Source organism: Galbibacter pacificus, assembly GCF_029603165.1.
GTDB lineage: Bacteria > Bacteroidota > Bacteroidia > Flavobacteriales > Flavobacteriaceae > Galbibacter > Galbibacter pacificus.
The window spans coordinates 238,001-253,087 of the sequence record NZ_JAQSVC010000004.1; the positions used below are offsets into that span (position 1 = coordinate 238,001).

Here is a 15,087-nt window from a genome sequence, read left to right on the forward strand (position 1 = left end):
CTGGCAATAAGAAATTGAACTTAAAAAATGAGGGCATTTATAAAACAACTTCTTAGCGATATTGGCAAGTTATTATTTGTAAAGCATCGCATAAAAAGTATTGCCGTTATAGTTTTGCTTGTATGCTATTATTTTTGCCTTCCAAAAGTACTTTTTACCGATTCCACATCTACGGTTATAGAAAGTGAAGATGGTCAATTATTAGGTGCCAGAATTGCCGATGACGAGCAATGGCGCTTCCCGATAAGCGACACTCTGCCTGAAAAATTCAAACAATGCATTATACAGTTTGAAGATGGGTATTTTTACAGCCACCCCGGGTTTAATCCGGCATCTATTGCAAAAGCCCTGTATGCCAATATAAAGTCGGGAAAAATTGTACGTGGCGGAAGTACCCTTACCCAACAAGTTATTAGGCTTTCCCGGGAAGGAAAACAGCGGACCTATTTTGAAAAATTCATTGAGTTGATACAAGCTACGCGCCTTGAAATAAAGTATACAAAAGATGAAATTTTAAACCTCTATGCGGCACATGCCCCGTTTGGAGGAAATGTGGTAGGACTGGAAGTTGCTTCTTGGCGTTATTTTGGGGTGGCTCCAAGTAGGCTTTCCTGGGCAGAAAGTGCAACATTGGCCGTATTACCAAATGCCCCTTCATTAATTTATCCCGGAAAAAACAAAAAGCGGTTGCTTAAAAAAAGAAACCGGTTATTAGAAAAACTATACCAAGAAAATATTATAGACTCGTTAACGTTCCGCTTAGCTATTACGGAAGTACTTCCGCAAAAACCTTATCCTTTGCCCCAAGAAGCCCCGCATTTTTTACAATTCGCCTCCTCTAAATATAAAGGAAAAAAATTAAGGTCAAGCATCAATTATACGCTTCAAAAACAGGTAAATAACATTGTAAAAAGGCATTACGAGGTGCTTAAACAAAACCAGGTATACAATATTGGCGTTTTGGTCCTTGATATAGAAACACGAAAAGTCCTTGCCTATGTTGGCAATGCCCCCACTACCAAAAGGCATCAAAAAGATGTAGATGTAATTCAGGCACCCCGTAGTACGGGAAGCATTTTAAAACCCTTTTTATATGCAGCCATGCTTGATAGCGGCGAATTATTGCCCAACACCTTGGTTGCCGACATACCTACACAAATTGCAGGTTACAGCCCAAAAAATTATAACGAACAGTATTCGGGGGCAGTGCAAGCAAAAAAAGCATTGGCAAAATCGCTCAATGTTCCCGCGGTTCGCCTTTTACAGGAATACGGATTGGATAAGTTTAGGGAGCAACTATATGCCTTTAAACAAAAAGACATTGACAAACCTGCCGATTATTATGGTCTATCCCTCATTCTGGGCGGGGCCGAAAGCAATTTGTGGGATTTGTGCAAGGCCTATGCCGGGATTGCTTCAACGGTAAACCATTATACCGGAACATCCAGTGAATATTATTCAAATGAATTTATAGAGCCAGTATTCCTTCAGCAAGGAAAAGCAGATTTTGGTACGCTTCAAATGGAAAAACCAATTTTTGATGCCGGCAGTTTTTTTTTAACCTTAAATGCCCTAAAAGAGGTAAACCGTCCCGAAGGCGATGAAGCCTGGGAGTTTTTCGATTCTTCTAAAGAAATTGCATGGAAAACAGGCACCAGCTACGGAAACCGTGATGCATGGGCAATAGGAGTTACAAAAAAATATGCGGTTGGTATTTGGGTTGGCAATGCCGATGGTGAGGGCAGGCCATTATTAACCGGCATCAACAGCGCAGCCCCTATTCTTTTTGACGTTTTTGATATTTTACCGCAAACCGCATGGTTTACAACCCCTTTTGATGCCTTAACAGAAGTAACCGTTTGCCAGAATAGCGGCTTTTTGGCCTCGCCCATCTGCCCAGCCAAAAAACTACAAGTGCCCAATTTTGGCACAAGGTTTAAGGTTTGCCCCTATCACCAACTGGTACATCTGGACCAACAAAGGCAATTTCGCGTGAACGCTTCTTGCTATCCCATGGAAAAAATGATTACAGAACCTTGGTTTAAACTTCCGCCGTTAATGGAATATTATTACAAAAACACCAACGCCAATTATAAAAGTCTGCCGCCCGTAAAATTTGGTTGCCAAAACAACGACGAAAATTTATTGGATTTTATATACCCAAAAAACCATAGCAAGATTGTACTTACCAAAAATTTTAAAGGAAAGACAAACGAACTTATTTGCAGGATTGCGCATCCAAAAAGCAATGCCATTGTATTTTGGTATTTAGACGAAACCTATATTGGGGAAACAAAAACATTTCACGAAGTGGCAATACTCCCTGCCCCCGGAAAACATACAATAACCGTTATAGACTCTTTTGGGAACGAAAAAAGCATTTCTATTGAAGTTGATAGAACATAAAAACTTTCTTTTGCACCACTTATCGAAACACGTTTAGTGCGCAAAAATTTGTAACTTTCATACCGTAAAAAACTGTAAATGAAAGCTAAAAGCTTCTCCAATCTCGATAGAGATAAAATTGTTTCTACCATACAAAACACCACTTTCGACCTCATCGTTATTGGAGGCGGGATAACCGGAGCAGGCATATTGTTGGACGCTGCTTCCCGCGGACTTAAAACAGCATTGGTAGAAAAAGATGATTTTGCTTCTGGAACCAGCAGTAAATCTACCAAACTTATTCATGGCGGGTTACGCTATTTAAAACAATTCGACTTTTGGCTGGTAAGGGAAGTAGGGACCGAACGTGCCGTTGTGCATAATTTGGCACCCCATTTGGTAATTCCCGAAAAAATGCTGCTCCCGCTGGTAGAAAAAGGGTCTTATGGAAAATGGCTCACTTCCATCGGATTGAAAGTTTACGACATCCTCGCCCAAGTAGAGGACGACGACCAAAGAAAAATGCTCGATAAAAAAGAAGCACTGGCACTAGAACCCTTACTTCCCAAAAAAATACTTAAAGGCGCCGGTTATTATGCCGAATATAGAACAGATGATGCACGGCTTACACTGGAAAACATTAAAACAGCGCTTCAATATAACTCAACCGCTATTAATTATACTAAAGTGGATGATTTTTTGTATGAAGATAAGCTTGTAAAAGGCGTTTGCGTAACCGATGCCATTAATGGCAAAAAATATAACATCCGTTCAAAATATGTCATCAATGCAACAGGCCCTTGGGTAGATGATATACGGTTAATGAATAACTCGAAAAAAGGAGATAGCTTGCATCTTACCAAGGGCATCCATTTGGTATTTCCATACGAAAAACTCCCCGTAAAGCAATCCATTTATTTCGATGTCCCCGACGGACGAATGATTTTTGCCATTCCCCGTGGAAAAATTACCTATGTGGGAACAACAGATACCAATTATACCGAAGACAAAAACGAAGTGTTTCCAGATATTGCCGATGCATTATACCTTATCGAAGCTGTAAACCATATGTTTCCAGAAATTAATTTAACCCTAAACGATATAGAATCGTCTTGGGCGGGGTTGCGGCCACTTATCCATGAGGATGGAAAATCGCCTTCTGAACTGTCCAGAAAAGACGAAATATTTGTATCCTCAACAGGTTTGGTCAGTATTGCCGGCGGAAAACTTACCGGATACCGAAAAATGGCAGAAAGGGCCGTTGATAAAATTGCCAAAAGAATTGAAGAAGACAGCAAACAAAAAATTAAAAAATGTACTACCGACAGTATTTCCCTCTGCGGTGGCCCCTGGAAAAATTATACCGAAGTAACGCAATACAAAAAAATACTTGAAAAGCAACTTGCCAGCGATGGGTTTACAAAAAGCGATATAAATTACCTGGTTTCCATATACGGAAAACAATGCGGTGAAATTTTGGAATATTACCGTACTTTTTCAGATAATGACCCTTGGTTAAAAATGATAAAAGCCGAATTTATTTTTACCGCAAAACATGAGCTTTTACAAAATCCGCTGGATTTTTTTATCCGAAGGACCGGCCGTTTGTATTTTAACATAGAAAGCGTAAAAACCTATTTGCCGGTAATTCTTGAAGAATATCAGCAACTTTTTAACGCAACTGATGAAACCATAAACAATTATAGAATTGAAATTAACAACCTCATAAAAAAACATTCTATTGTGAGCAATTAATTATATATACGATGATTGTGGTGCATTTTAAAAAACTTCCAAATGAAAAAATCTAAAGAAAATAGCGAACATTATTTTTGGGGAGAAAATTGTAGCGGATGGCATTTGGTAAAGTCCCAAAGTCTAAGTATAATTGAGGAATCCATGCCACCGAACACTCAGGAGAAAAAACATTATCATAATAATTCCCAGCAATTTTTTAGAATTTTAAGCGGAAAGGCAACCTTCGAAATAGAAAATGAAACAATAGAAGTACAAAATGGAGAAGGAATACACATCCCCCCGAAAACAAAACACCGTATACGGAATGATCAATCAGAAAATTTAGCGTTTATAGTAATTTCTGAACCGACAACTCGTGGAGACAGATATGACATAGGTGAATAAAAAAATACCGAAACAAGCTAAAATAGCATATTAACTCCTTCAAAAATGCTGAAAGCTGCACGCAAAGAAGCGAAACTCACACAAGAACAATTGGTAGAAAGAGCAGGAACAAAAAAAAGTTACATTTCCAAACTTGAAAACGGAAAAGGAAACATCCAGCTTTCAATATTAATCCGAATTTTTGAACAGGAATTGAACCGAAAAATCGGACTCACTTTTCTGTAATGTACAGGCTCCCCCCTATAAAGATTAGCATATTAATCCAGCTTTTCGGTAAGTTTCAAAAAAGTTTTTTTTGGGTCTTTTCCTTCGTATAAAACAGCATGAACGGCATCGATTATGGGCGTTTTAGATTTTCGCTTTTGTTTAGATGTAATAATATGTGCACTTTTGGTAGCATAATACCCTTCTGCAACCATATTCATTTCCATCATGGCACTTTTTACGGTATAGCCTTTGCCTATCATGTTGCCAAACATTCTATTTCTGCTAAAAACCGAATACCCAGTTACCAAAAGATCCCCTAAATAAGCCGAATTGTTTATGTTACGCTTCATTTTATGGATACGTTTAATAAACCGTTTCATTTCCCGTATGGCATTGCTCATTAAAAGCGCTTGAAAGTTATCGCCATAACCCAACCCATGGGCAATCCCCGCAGCAATGGCATAGATATTTTTAAGTACCGCGGCATATTCGGTCCCTATAATATCATCGCTGATCTTTGTTTTGATGTAGGGCCCGGAAAGCCTATTGGCCATTTCCTTGGCCACTTTCTCATCAGAAGAAGCTACGGTTAAGTACGAAAGCCTCTCCAGGGCAACCTCCTCGGCATGGCACGGCCCCGTAATAATACCAATATTATTAAACGGCACATTGTACAGGTCGTGAAAATATTCACCGACTATTAATCCGCTTTCGGGAACAATCCCTTTAATTGCCGAAAATATAACTTTTCCCTCCAATGAGACCGACAATTTGCTAAGCTCTTCATTTAAAAAAGCAGAAGGAATGGCAAAGATTAAATAATCTGCATATTCAACCGTGGCATTTATGGTATTGCTAAGCTTGAGCTTTTTAGTGTCAAACTCGACAGAGCTTAAGTAATTAGGATTGTGCTGTTGTTTTAAAATATGGTCTTTCACATACGAACTCCGCATGTACCAACCAACTTCATCCAGATTTTCACACAACATTTTAACGAGTGCCGTAGCCCAACTACCACCACCCAAAACAGCCACTTTTATAGTATTGTCCATACTTTTTGCATTCAATTTGACGCCAAATGTAACTAATTTTTAAAACAAGATATTATTAATTAATTATCAATAAGTTACGATTTTGTTTTTTGATCCTGTATAAGGAACAAATGTATAAACCCTGCTTTAACAATAGATTATGATTTAAAATACAATGAAGTACGGGAACTTTCCGTTATAGTGGTATAAAAATTAAGTTAGGTTAGTTGATTTTTTTGGTTGGTTATTTTGAAAAAACCGCTTTTTCATTTATTGGAAAAAGCGGTTTTTTATTTTTCTTCGGCAAAGAAATGCCCAAAAGGTATTTTCTTATAGTTTAATTAACGCATGCATCTTGTTTGAACATGAAAATTTTCGTAAATTCATAGCTATTAACTTTCCATTATAAAAAATAAAAACTATGGGATTATTTTCATTTATTAAAGATGCAGGGGCAAAAATCTTCGGGGGCAAAACTTCTGCGGAAGAAGCTGCGGAAGCCGCCGCAAATAAAGAAGCTGCCATTAAGGCTGCAAATGCAAAAGCAGCAGCGGGCCTTTCAGAAACCATAAACGACCTAGATTTAAAGGTTGAAAACCTTAATATTTCCATTACCGGGGATACCGCAACCGTAACGGGAAGGGCCTATGACCAAAGCACGAAAGAAAAAGTAGTCCTTGTGGTAGGGAATAGTGCGGGAATTGCCGTTGTGGACGACCAGATGGAAGTTGAAAACACAGAGCCCGAAGCACAATTCCATACCGTTGAAAGCGGGGATTCATTGAGTAAAATTGCCAAGAAGTTTTACGGGAACGCCATGAAGTATCCCGTTATTTTTGAAGCAAACAAACCAATGCTTACAGACCCTGATAAAATTTATCCCGGGCAAGTATTAAGAATTCCCCATATAGAAGGATAAAAACAGTCTATCTGTAAAAGTTCATTTGGTCTATATATTCCCATACTTTGGTGTTTAAAAGAGGCCTAATGTTCTTTCCATTGGCAATGGCATTACGAATAAAAGTGGATGATATCTCCATGATCGGGGCTTCCACTTTTTTTATTTTAGAATGGTTATCAAACTTGCTTTCTGGCTCGCCAACCTTATTAATTCTGGGATAAATATACATTTGGTAGCGCTCAAGAATTACATCGTAATTTTTCCATTTATGAAAGGTCCTCAAATTATCTTCGCCCATAATTAAGCAAAAGGCATAATCGGGATATTTTTCGTCTAAATAAGCAAGTGTGTTTACCGTATAATTGGGTTGCGGCAAACCAAATTCTATATCAGATGGTTTTAACTTATCGTAAGTTTCGGTTGCCCGGTATACCAGTTCAAACCTATGGTGATTGTCGAGCAGGGTATTTTTCTTTTTCAACGGGTTATGGGGCGTTACCAACAACCATACTTCGTCCAGGTCACTAAACTCTGCCATATGGTTGGCAATGGCCAAGTGCCCAACATGAATTGGGTTAAAAGTCCCAAAATATAGCCCCACCTTTTTTTGCATTAATCCTTTTTATTTAGTCCTATAAAATTAGCAACTAGTTTGTAAGCCTCTTGTTTTGCAGTATCCAGGTCGTAATTCTTGATAATTTCATCAAATTGTGGTGCCGTGGCCAATTCTACCGATGCTTTTGCAATACGCATATTTATTTTATCGTCGCTTTCGGTTTTTCGCTTTTTAAGCCTTATTTTCAACTCGTCCACGCTTGGTGGTTTTACAAATACAGCCAAGGTTTGTGCTGGGAATTTCCTTTTTATGCGTAAGCCACCCGCTACGTCAATATCAAAAATCACATTCTTTCCTTCGGCCCAGATACGTTCTACTTCACTTTTAAGTGTTCCGTAAAAATTATCCCTGTAGACTTCTTCCCATTCCAGAAAATCGTCGTTTTTTATATGGTCTTTAAATTCTCTGGCCGATAAAAAATAATAATTTTCCCCGTCTTTCTCCCCGCCCCTTGGTGCTCTTGACGTGGCCGAAATAGAAAATTTCAAATTCAGTTCTGGGTAATTAAGCAAATGCCTAACAATAGTGGTTTTTCCACTTCCGGAAGGAGCCGAAAAAATAATAAGTTTCCCTTCGTTGCCGGTTTTATCTTGCATAGAATGTTTTTTGTTTTTTTAATGAAAAAATACCTGTTAACTGTTTTTTACAACACATTGAGCATTTGCTCTTTTATTTTTTCCAACTCATCCTTCATTTGTACCACCAATTGTTGCATGGGGGCATAATTGGCCTTGGACCCAATGGTGTTAATCTCCCTTCCTATTTCCTGGCTTATAAACCCTAATTTTTTACCATTGGAATCTTTTGAGTCTATGGTCTGCAAAAAGTAGTCTAAGTGGTTTGCCAAGCGTACTTTTTCTTCGGTAATATCAAATTTTTCAAGATAATAAATCAACTCCTGCTCAAAACGGTTTTCATCCACGTTCTCTTTTAAATCGGTAATTGCTTTTTCCAGGCGCTCCCTAACATGTGCCAAACGTTCGGGATCTATTTCTTCTACTTTTTTAAGCAGTGACAAGATACTTTCCACACGGACAATAAAGTCTTTTTCCAGCACGCCACCTTCATGAGAACGAAATGTGTTAATTTCTTTTAAGGCTTCCAGAAGCGCTTTTTTTATTTCGTCATATTCTTCTTGGTCAATTTCATCGCGGTCTGCTTTTAGGGCATCCGGCATTCTAACGGCCATTTTTAACAATTCAATTTCATCTTTTTCGGTAAAAGACTCCGGGTTTACGTTTCTCAATTGCGCTATGTATTCTTTTACAACATTTACGTTTACTTGAGAATTGGACGACTCTCCCGTTATTTCAACATACAGGCTAAAATCAATCTTGCCACGCACAAGGCTATTGGCAATGATGTTCCTAAGTTCTAACTCTTTTTCCCTGTATGACGAAGGGATTCTTGCATTAAGGTCCAGATTTTTACTGTTAAGCGATTTTAACTCTACGGTGATTTTTTTTGAAGGAAGCTGAATAACGTTCTTCCCAAAACCGGTCATTGATTGTATCATGTTTGTCTTTTATCGATAGGCAAAAGTACGAAATAGTATAAGTTTTAAAAACCCGAAAAACCTGATGTTCTGCAATATGGGCAACAACCCTGTTCAAAAACAAAAAAACCACGCTTTTGCGTGGTTTTAAATTAACTTAACCGTCAATGTTATTCGGTAACAACAACCGGACTGGCATTGTTCCATGTAGTCACGTTTGTAATTCTGTTGTCTTGATAATTTACTTCTTTTAGAATTTTATCATTCCAAAAAAACCATTTTCCGGTTTTCTTGCCGTTCTCGTACTTGGCCATAGCCGTCTTCTTTCCATTTTCATCAAATGCCTTCCATTCTCCATGAAGCTTTCCATTTAAATAATAACCCGTTTGTGCTATTTGTCCATTTTCATGGAAATAAGTAGCCTTCACCATTTCTCCTTCTTTCTCCAGTTTTGGTTTGTTCTCAACCTTTTGAGCTACCATCACTAACGAAAAAAGCATTGCAAAAATTAATAGTGTCTTTTTCATGTTCTTAATTTTTTAGTGTTTTACAATCTTCGCTAAAAAATGCTTCTTTATTATGTTAGTAATCTTCAGCACTTTATATTTTTCGCTATTTTCTCCGCAAGTGTTTACACTTACTTAACAAATATAAGTAAATATTTTACATTTAAAAAACGTTTACATAACATTAAATTAACATTAAGTTTATATTTAACTGGTTATTAGTTGTTTATAATTTTATTAAATAAAAATTTTTGCTGAAAATTTAACATTAGAAAAAACTCGATTGAAATTTTTCTTTTACCTCAAGTAACTTGTTACCTTTGCATCTTATAAAAATCTAAAGAATCCATGTATAGAAGTCATACTTGTGGCGAATTGCGCAAAGCGCACATTAACAGTGAAGTTACCTTATCGGGCTGGGTACAGAAAGTAAGGGATAAAGGTTTTATGGTTTGGGTAGACCTTCGCGATCGATATGGAATAGCACAACTTATTTTTGATGAAGAGCGTACCCCAAAAGAAGTACTGGAAACCGCACAGCGCCTTGGAAGGGAATTTGTTATTAAAGTAGACGGAACGGTAATTGAAAGAGAATCTAAGAATAGTAATATACCCACCGGCGAGATTGAGGTGCTGGTTAAAAACATTACGGTTTTAAACAAATCCATAACCCCTCCTTTTACCATTGAAAACGAAACAGATGGCGGCGAGGACCTACGGATGAAATACCGGTATTTGGACATTCGTCGCAACCCGGTAAAAAACAGCCTCATTTTTAGGCATAAGGTGGGCATAGAAGTTAGAAATTACCTTTCAAACGAAGGTTTTGTAGAAATTGAAACCCCATATCTTATCAAGTCCACCCCCGAAGGTGCACGCGATTTTGTGGTACCTTCCAGGATGAACGAGGGCGAGTTTTATGCCCTCCCACAATCGCCCCAAACTTTCAAGCAATTGCTAATGGTGGGCGGTATGGACAAATATTTTCAAATTGTAAAATGCTTTAGGGACGAGGACCTTCGTGCCGACAGACAACCGGAATTTACGCAAATAGACTGCGAAATGGCCTTTGTTGAACAAGAAGATATTTTAAATGTTTTTGAAGGGCTTACACGTCATCTTCTAAAAGAAATAAAAGAAATAGAAATTGGCGGTTTTCCGCGAATGACCTATGATGAAGCCATGAAAAAATATGGAAACGACAAGCCCGATATCCGCTTCGGGATGGAATTTGGCGAACTCAACGCCGTAGCCCAACATAAAGATTTTAAAGTTTTTAACGACGCCGAACTGGTTGTCGGGATTGCTATTCCGGGAGCTGCCAATTATACCAGAAAAGAAATAGATAAGCTTATAGATTGGGTAAAGCGCCCACAAATTGGTGCACTGGGCATGGTGTACGTTAAGTGCAACGAAGACGGCAGCTATAAATCTTCCGTTGATAAATTTTACGATCAAGACGACCTTAAAAAATGGGCAGAAGCCACCGGGGCCAAAACCGGGGACCTTATTTGTGTGCTTTCGGGGCCAACACATAAAACCAGGACGCAATTAAGTGCCTTACGTATGGAAATGGCAGAGCGTTTGGGCTTGAGAAATCCCAATGAATTTGCTCCGCTATGGGTGGTAGATTTTCCATTGTTGGAGTGGGACGAGGAAACTAGCCGGTACCATGCCATGCACCACCCGTTTACCTCTCCAAAACCAGAAGACATTAAACTTCTGGATACCGATCCCGGGAGCGTAAGAGCCAATGCATACGACCTAGTGCTGAACGGCAATGAAATTGGCGGAGGATCCATAAGGATATTCGATAAGGATTTACAGGCCTTGATGTTCAAGCATCTCGGGTTTACCGAAGATGAAGCCAAAGCTCAATTTGGATTCTTAATGGACGCTTTTCAATATGGTGCCCCGCCACATGGTGGATTGGCCTTTGGTTTTGATAGATTGGTGGCAATTTTAGGTGGACAGGAAACCATTCGCGATTTTATTGCTTTCCCAAAAAACAATGCGGGCCGTGATGTTATGATCGATGCCCCGTCTAAAATAGACAACGAACAACTGGACGAACTGCATATTAAGTTAAATATTTAAAAATCAAACGCTTGTAAGTATTATATTTGCAAGCGTTTTTTATATTAAATCCATGGGTGATGCCTCATACTAAAAAAAGTCTTTTTACCCGAATATTAATATGGCGTGCCAAACATATTTCGCAACGCCAATTTATATACATCTTGAGCATTCTGGTTGGTTTTACCTCCGGATTGGGCGCCGTTGTGTTAAAAAACCTTACGCACTTTATACAGTTATTGCTTGAAGGAAAGCTTGTTCAACAATTCCACCATGCCTTTTACTTTGTCTACCCGATAATTGGTTTAACACTCACATACCTTATTATGAAATATATAATAAGGAACAGGGTTAGCCATGGTATCCCTTCTACCCTCTTTGCCATTTCAAAGCGAAAAGGAATCATGAAGCAGTTCCAAATGATAGGAAGTATCCTTACCGCACCTTTTACGGTAGGTTTTGGGGGGTCGGTTGGACTTGAGGGGCCTACGGTTGCCACCGGTGCAGCATTAAGTTCCAACATAGCCCGCTTGTTCCATATGAACCAGGCTAGCCGGACACTCTTGATTGGGGCCGCAGCGGCCGGGGCAATGGCATCTATTTTCAAGGCCCCCATTGCAGCCATTATTTTTGCCGTGGAAGTTTTTAGCCTTGACCTCACCTTAGCATCGTTACTACCTTTGTTGTTGGCATCTCTGTCGGGCGTTATAACTTCTTATTTTTTCTTCGGAAGCGATATTCTGCTTCCTTTTAAACTAGAAGACGATTTTGTACTGCACGATGTTCCCTTCTTTATTCTTTTGGGGGTTGTTGCCGGGTTTACATCCATATATTTCACCAAAGTATATGCATACATACACGATTATTTCGATAAAATAAGTTCTCCCATTAGGCGCCTCATTATAGGCGGGATTGCTATTGGAATTATTGTGTTTTTTATTCCGCCACTATACGGAGAAGGATATGAAGTAATTAACCATTTGGTACAAGGCCACCCCAAGGCAGCACTTGAAAACAACTTTTTTAACATCGACCTGGACAATGTATGGGTTGTGGTTGCCCTACTAGTGGGCCTTATCCTATTTAAAATTGTGGCCAGTGCCATTACTTTTGGGGCCGGCGGTGTTGGTGGTATTTTTGCCCCTACCTTGTTCATGGGGAGCATAATGGGCAATTGCCTTGCCAAAGTATTAAATCATTTAGGTATTTTAAGCAACCCTGTTTCCGAAAGCAATTTTACACTTGTCGGCATGACCGGGCTCATGGCCGGTGTCCTGCACGCCCCCCTAACAGCTATTTTCCTTATTGCCGAATTAACCGGTGGTTACGAGCTGTTTATTCCGTTAATGATTACCGCAACCATTTCGTTTGCCATTACCAAATACTTTATACCGCATTCTGTTTATACCATGGAACTGGCCAATAAAGGCGAATTGATAACCCATAATAAAGATCAAGCGGTATTGACCTTGATGGATATTGAAAGCGTAATCGAGACAAACTTTGTCCCCCTTTTTCCAGATATGACCCTTGGCGATATTGTTCACAATGCAGTGGTAAAATCCAACAGGAATATATTTCCGGTACTCAATAGGGAAACCCGCTATTTGGAAGGGATTATTTTATTGGACGATATCCGGTCGATTATGTTTGACCAAAGTTTATATGAAGAAATCAAAGCTTCGGATGTCATGCAAAACCCACCTGAGGTCATCAAGATGCAAACCGATAAAATGACAAGGGTCATGCAAAAATTTCAAGATAGCGGCGCATGGAACCTTCCGGTAACAAAAGATGATAAATACTACGGGTTTGTGTCCAAATCCAAACTTTTAACCGCCTACCGAAGAAAATTAATCTCTTTCACCGAATAATTCTTAATTTAATACGCTATATTGAATAAAAACAGGCCATGAAAAGAGTTGTCCAAATTATATTTGCTTTAATTATTATTGGTTTTTGCACAGGCTATTATTTTAAATGGCAGGATAACGACCTTATGGGCGATAGGATTATTGGGATTTCGGTTATTGCTACGGCTTTTATCTTAATGCCACTGTTTTTAATCTCCCGTTCAAAGGGCAAAAAAATATCAGATTACATGTTAACAAAGGAAAATCTTGATAAAATGAACGAAAAAAAGGAGGAAAACACTGAAAATCAATAATTTTTAAAAGAAATAACCATAATTTTATTTGCACTCTCAATTAAATTGGTACATTTGGTACTTTAATTTTTATTACAATTTATAATGACTGGTACAGTAAAATTTTTCAATGAATCAAAAGGTTACGGATTCATAACCAACGACGAAACAGGTAAAGACATTTTTGTTCACGTAACTGAACTTAAAGGTGTTGAACTAAACGAAGGTGACAAAGTAGAATACGAAGAAGAAGAAGGAAGAAAAGGCATGGTTGCTGCACAAGTACAGGTAATCGGCTAAAAGATATTTTATTTTTGTAGTATCTAAAAGCCGTCCAGATTGGACGGCTTTTTTTATGGAACGGTTTTTAGTAATCTCCTTATGAAATCAATTCAGGTTTCTTTTTTCAATAAAAAACCTTTTTAGCAAAGAAGCTGATTCCTGCTCCATTACCCCACTTACAACTTCGGTTTTTGGATGAAGTTTGGCTCCCATTACCGTATAACCACGGTGTTGATCGGTTGCCCCATATACAATTTTGCTTATTTGGCTCCAATATAGAGCCCCGGCGCACATTTGGCAAGGTTCTAAAGTAATGTACATGGTACATCCGCTAAGGTATTTGCCACCCAAATAATTGGCAGCAGCCGTAATTGCCTGCATTTCCGCATGAGCAGTTACGTCGTGTAATGTTTCGGTAAGATTGTGTGCCCTGGCTATAATTTTATTATCAACTACCACAATGGCGCCAACCGGAATTTCACCACTATCATAAGCCTTTTCTGCTTCCTGAATGGCTTTTTTCATAAAATAGGCATCATCAAAAGGTTCTATCATAACTACAAAGGTACAATTCAAAATGAAAAGAAGCTGAAAATAAAGTTTAAGATTATTTACATCATATTAAAAGAGATTGATTATATCTACTACATATATAACATTTACCCCTAATAATATTGCGCTATAATGATAATATGGTCTGGCAGAGGATTTTTAATCGCCCTTGTTTTATTTGCTTCCTTGTTTGCAGGATTTTACTTTTTACCCAAAGAAAGTAGTGATTACGGATTTGTTTTTGCAGCTTTCTTAACGGGTTTTTTTAGTTGGGCTTTCGGCCGTAAATGGAACAGAGCAGATAATCGGGTTTTTATTGATGAGAAAACAGGGCAAAGATTCCGCATAAAAAACAATCACACCCTTTTTTGGATCCCCATGCAATACTGGGGAATTATCCTGCCAATACTAGGCATTGTTATTCTTTTTCAAAATTCGACCTTGATTGCCGTTATAGCTACCATTATCCTTGTTGGGATTATTATTTTTCAGTTCAACAGAAACAAAACTAAAAAGCCTATTTCCAATCATGGCAATTTACAGACAAGTCCAAAAAGGAATAAAAAAACCGAAGTTGAAATTGAGCAGAACAAACCTGACTCTTTTGAAGACAGGGAAAAAAGAAGAAAAGAAAAAGAAGACCCAAGCAGGTTCATGCCTAAGTAAACATTTCGCTTGAAATAAAGCCATTTCCGTCAAAAAAAGAATCCATTGCCGTGTTGAGACCTAAAAGTACTGATTTGACTTA

General features: G+C 38.4%; 16 protein-coding genes. 10 read left to right on the forward strand and 6 right to left on the reverse strand.

What is annotated here, in order from left to right:
• Nucleotides 1-27: 27 nt before the first annotated feature.
• The 4 genes from pbpC (at nucleotide 28) to PSF86_RS12440 (ending at nucleotide 4,752) form a co-directional block, all read left to right on the forward strand.
• Nucleotides 28-2,406 carry a penicillin-binding protein 1C gene (pbpC, locus tag PSF86_RS12425; RefSeq protein WP_277900403.1) on the forward strand — a complete coding sequence of 793 codons (2,379 nt, stop codon included), beginning with the start codon at nucleotides 28-30 and terminating at the stop codon, nucleotides 2,404-2,406.
• Between the two features lie 78 nt (nucleotides 2,407-2,484).
• Nucleotides 2,485-4,140, forward strand: a complete 1,656-nt coding sequence (locus tag PSF86_RS12430) for a glycerol-3-phosphate dehydrogenase/oxidase (RefSeq protein ID WP_277900404.1) — start codon at nucleotides 2,485-2,487, stop codon at nucleotides 4,138-4,140.
• 42 nt (nucleotides 4,141-4,182) lie between these two features.
• Nucleotides 4,183-4,527 (forward strand): cupin domain-containing protein, encoded by a 345-nt coding sequence (locus PSF86_RS12435; protein ID WP_277900405.1) that lies wholly within the window; start codon nucleotides 4,183-4,185, stop codon nucleotides 4,525-4,527.
• Nucleotides 4,528-4,572: 45 nt separating this feature from the next.
• Nucleotides 4,573-4,752 carry a helix-turn-helix domain-containing protein gene (locus PSF86_RS12440; RefSeq protein ID WP_277900406.1) on the forward strand — a complete coding sequence of 60 codons (180 nt, stop codon included), beginning with the start codon at nucleotides 4,573-4,575 and terminating at the stop codon, nucleotides 4,750-4,752.
• 32 nt (nucleotides 4,753-4,784) lie between these two features.
• On the opposite strand, the gene PSF86_RS12445 is transcribed toward PSF86_RS12440, so the two are convergent.
• Nucleotides 4,785-5,786, reverse strand: coding sequence for an NAD(P)H-dependent glycerol-3-phosphate dehydrogenase (locus tag PSF86_RS12445; protein ID WP_277900407.1), 1,002 nt, complete (start codon nucleotides 5,784-5,786; stop codon nucleotides 4,785-4,787).
• A 400-nt stretch (nucleotides 5,787-6,186) separates the two neighbouring features.
• Between PSF86_RS12445 and lysM the strand changes: the two genes are divergently transcribed.
• On the forward strand, nucleotides 6,187-6,684 hold the full coding sequence (gene lysM, locus PSF86_RS12450) for a peptidoglycan-binding protein LysM (protein ID WP_277900408.1): 498 nt from the start codon (nucleotides 6,187-6,189) through the stop codon (nucleotides 6,682-6,684).
• Nucleotides 6,685-6,691: 7 nt separating this feature from the next.
• On the opposite strand, the gene nadD is transcribed toward lysM, so the two are convergent.
• The 4 genes from nadD to PSF86_RS12470 form a co-directional block, all read right to left on the reverse strand.
• Nucleotides 6,692-7,279 (reverse strand): nicotinate (nicotinamide) nucleotide adenylyltransferase, encoded by a 588-nt coding sequence (gene nadD / locus PSF86_RS12455; RefSeq protein ID WP_277900409.1) that lies wholly within the window; start codon nucleotides 7,277-7,279, stop codon nucleotides 6,692-6,694.
• Complete coding sequence (gene gmk, locus PSF86_RS12460; protein WP_277900410.1) at nucleotides 7,279-7,878, reverse strand: guanylate kinase; 600 nt, start codon at nucleotides 7,876-7,878, stop codon at nucleotides 7,279-7,281. Before gmk ends, nadD begins: the two co-directional genes overlap by 1 nt.
• 47 nt (nucleotides 7,879-7,925) lie before the next feature.
• Nucleotides 7,926-8,798 carry a YicC/YloC family endoribonuclease gene (locus PSF86_RS12465; RefSeq protein WP_277900411.1) on the reverse strand — a complete coding sequence of 291 codons (873 nt, stop codon included), beginning with the start codon at nucleotides 8,796-8,798 and terminating at the stop codon, nucleotides 7,926-7,928.
• A gap of 149 nt (nucleotides 8,799-8,947) precedes the next feature.
• Complete coding sequence (locus tag PSF86_RS12470; RefSeq protein WP_277900412.1) at nucleotides 8,948-9,304, reverse strand: toxin-antitoxin system YwqK family antitoxin; 357 nt, start codon at nucleotides 9,302-9,304, stop codon at nucleotides 8,948-8,950.
• A 327-nt stretch (nucleotides 9,305-9,631) separates the two neighbouring features.
• Between PSF86_RS12470 and aspS the strand changes: the two genes are divergently transcribed.
• From aspS to PSF86_RS12490, 4 genes are all read left to right on the forward strand, one after another.
• The gene (gene aspS / locus PSF86_RS12475) at nucleotides 9,632-11,380 is read left to right on the forward strand and encodes an aspartate--tRNA ligase (RefSeq protein WP_277900413.1); all 1,749 of its coding nucleotides are present in this window, start codon (nucleotides 9,632-9,634) and stop codon (nucleotides 11,378-11,380) included.
• 59 nt (nucleotides 11,381-11,439) lie between these two features.
• Nucleotides 11,440-13,233: a chloride channel protein gene (locus PSF86_RS12480; RefSeq protein WP_277900414.1), complete on the forward strand. Its 1,794-nt coding sequence runs from the start codon at nucleotides 11,440-11,442 to the stop codon at nucleotides 13,231-13,233.
• 38 nt (nucleotides 13,234-13,271) lie between these two features.
• A complete protein-coding gene (locus tag PSF86_RS12485; RefSeq protein ID WP_277900415.1) occupies nucleotides 13,272-13,526 on the forward strand; it encodes a hypothetical protein in 255 nt (84 codons plus the stop codon).
• A gap of 84 nt (nucleotides 13,527-13,610) precedes the next feature.
• The gene (locus tag PSF86_RS12490) at nucleotides 13,611-13,805 is read left to right on the forward strand and encodes a cold-shock protein (protein ID WP_202028381.1); all 195 of its coding nucleotides are present in this window, start codon (nucleotides 13,611-13,613) and stop codon (nucleotides 13,803-13,805) included.
• Nucleotides 13,806-13,892: 87 nt separating this feature from the next.
• Here the strand turns inward: PSF86_RS12490 and PSF86_RS12495 are convergent, their stop codons facing one another.
• Nucleotides 13,893-14,342: a nucleoside deaminase gene (locus PSF86_RS12495; protein ID WP_277900416.1), complete on the reverse strand. Its 450-nt coding sequence runs from the start codon at nucleotides 14,340-14,342 to the stop codon at nucleotides 13,893-13,895.
• A 129-nt stretch (nucleotides 14,343-14,471) separates the two neighbouring features.
• Here PSF86_RS12495 and PSF86_RS12500 point away from each other — a divergent pair, with 129 nt between their 5' ends.
• Nucleotides 14,472-15,005 (forward strand): hypothetical protein, encoded by a 534-nt coding sequence (locus PSF86_RS12500; protein ID WP_277900417.1) that lies wholly within the window; start codon nucleotides 14,472-14,474, stop codon nucleotides 15,003-15,005.
• Nucleotides 15,006-15,087: the final 82 nt, after the last annotated feature.

Coding starts and splice junctions, on each gene's coding strand:
- pbpC (WP_277900403.1), top strand. CDS start 28: ATGAGGGCATTTATAAAACAACTTCTTAGCGATATTGGCAAGTTATTA.
- PSF86_RS12430 (WP_277900404.1), top strand. CDS start 2,485: ATGAAAGCTAAAAGCTTCTCCAATCTCGATAGAGATAAAATTGTTTCT.
- PSF86_RS12435 (WP_277900405.1), top strand. CDS start 4,183: ATGAAAAAATCTAAAGAAAATAGCGAACATTATTTTTGGGGAGAAAAT.
- PSF86_RS12440 (WP_277900406.1), top strand. CDS start 4,573: ATGCTGAAAGCTGCACGCAAAGAAGCGAAACTCACACAAGAACAATTG.
- PSF86_RS12445 (WP_277900407.1), bottom strand. CDS start 5,786: ATGGACAATACTATAAAAGTGGCTGTTTTGGGTGGTGGTAGTTGGGCT.
- lysM (WP_277900408.1), top strand. CDS start 6,187: ATGGGATTATTTTCATTTATTAAAGATGCAGGGGCAAAAATCTTCGGG.
- nadD (WP_277900409.1), bottom strand. CDS start 7,279: ATGCAAAAAAAGGTGGGGCTATATTTTGGGACTTTTAACCCAATTCAT.
- gmk (WP_277900410.1), bottom strand. CDS start 7,878: ATGCAAGATAAAACCGGCAACGAAGGGAAACTTATTATTTTTTCGGCT.
- PSF86_RS12465 (WP_277900411.1), bottom strand. CDS start 8,798: ATGATACAATCAATGACCGGTTTTGGGAAGAACGTTATTCAGCTTCCT.
- PSF86_RS12470 (WP_277900412.1), bottom strand. CDS start 9,304: ATGAAAAAGACACTATTAATTTTTGCAATGCTTTTTTCGTTAGTGATG.
- aspS (WP_277900413.1), top strand. CDS start 9,632: ATGTATAGAAGTCATACTTGTGGCGAATTGCGCAAAGCGCACATTAAC.
- PSF86_RS12480 (WP_277900414.1), top strand. CDS start 11,440: ATGCCTCATACTAAAAAAAGTCTTTTTACCCGAATATTAATATGGCGT.
- PSF86_RS12485 (WP_277900415.1), top strand. CDS start 13,272: ATGAAAAGAGTTGTCCAAATTATATTTGCTTTAATTATTATTGGTTTT.
- PSF86_RS12490 (WP_202028381.1), top strand. CDS start 13,611: ATGACTGGTACAGTAAAATTTTTCAATGAATCAAAAGGTTACGGATTC.
- PSF86_RS12495 (WP_277900416.1), bottom strand. CDS start 14,342: ATGATAGAACCTTTTGATGATGCCTATTTTATGAAAAAAGCCATTCAG.
- PSF86_RS12500 (WP_277900417.1), top strand. CDS start 14,472: ATGATAATATGGTCTGGCAGAGGATTTTTAATCGCCCTTGTTTTATTT.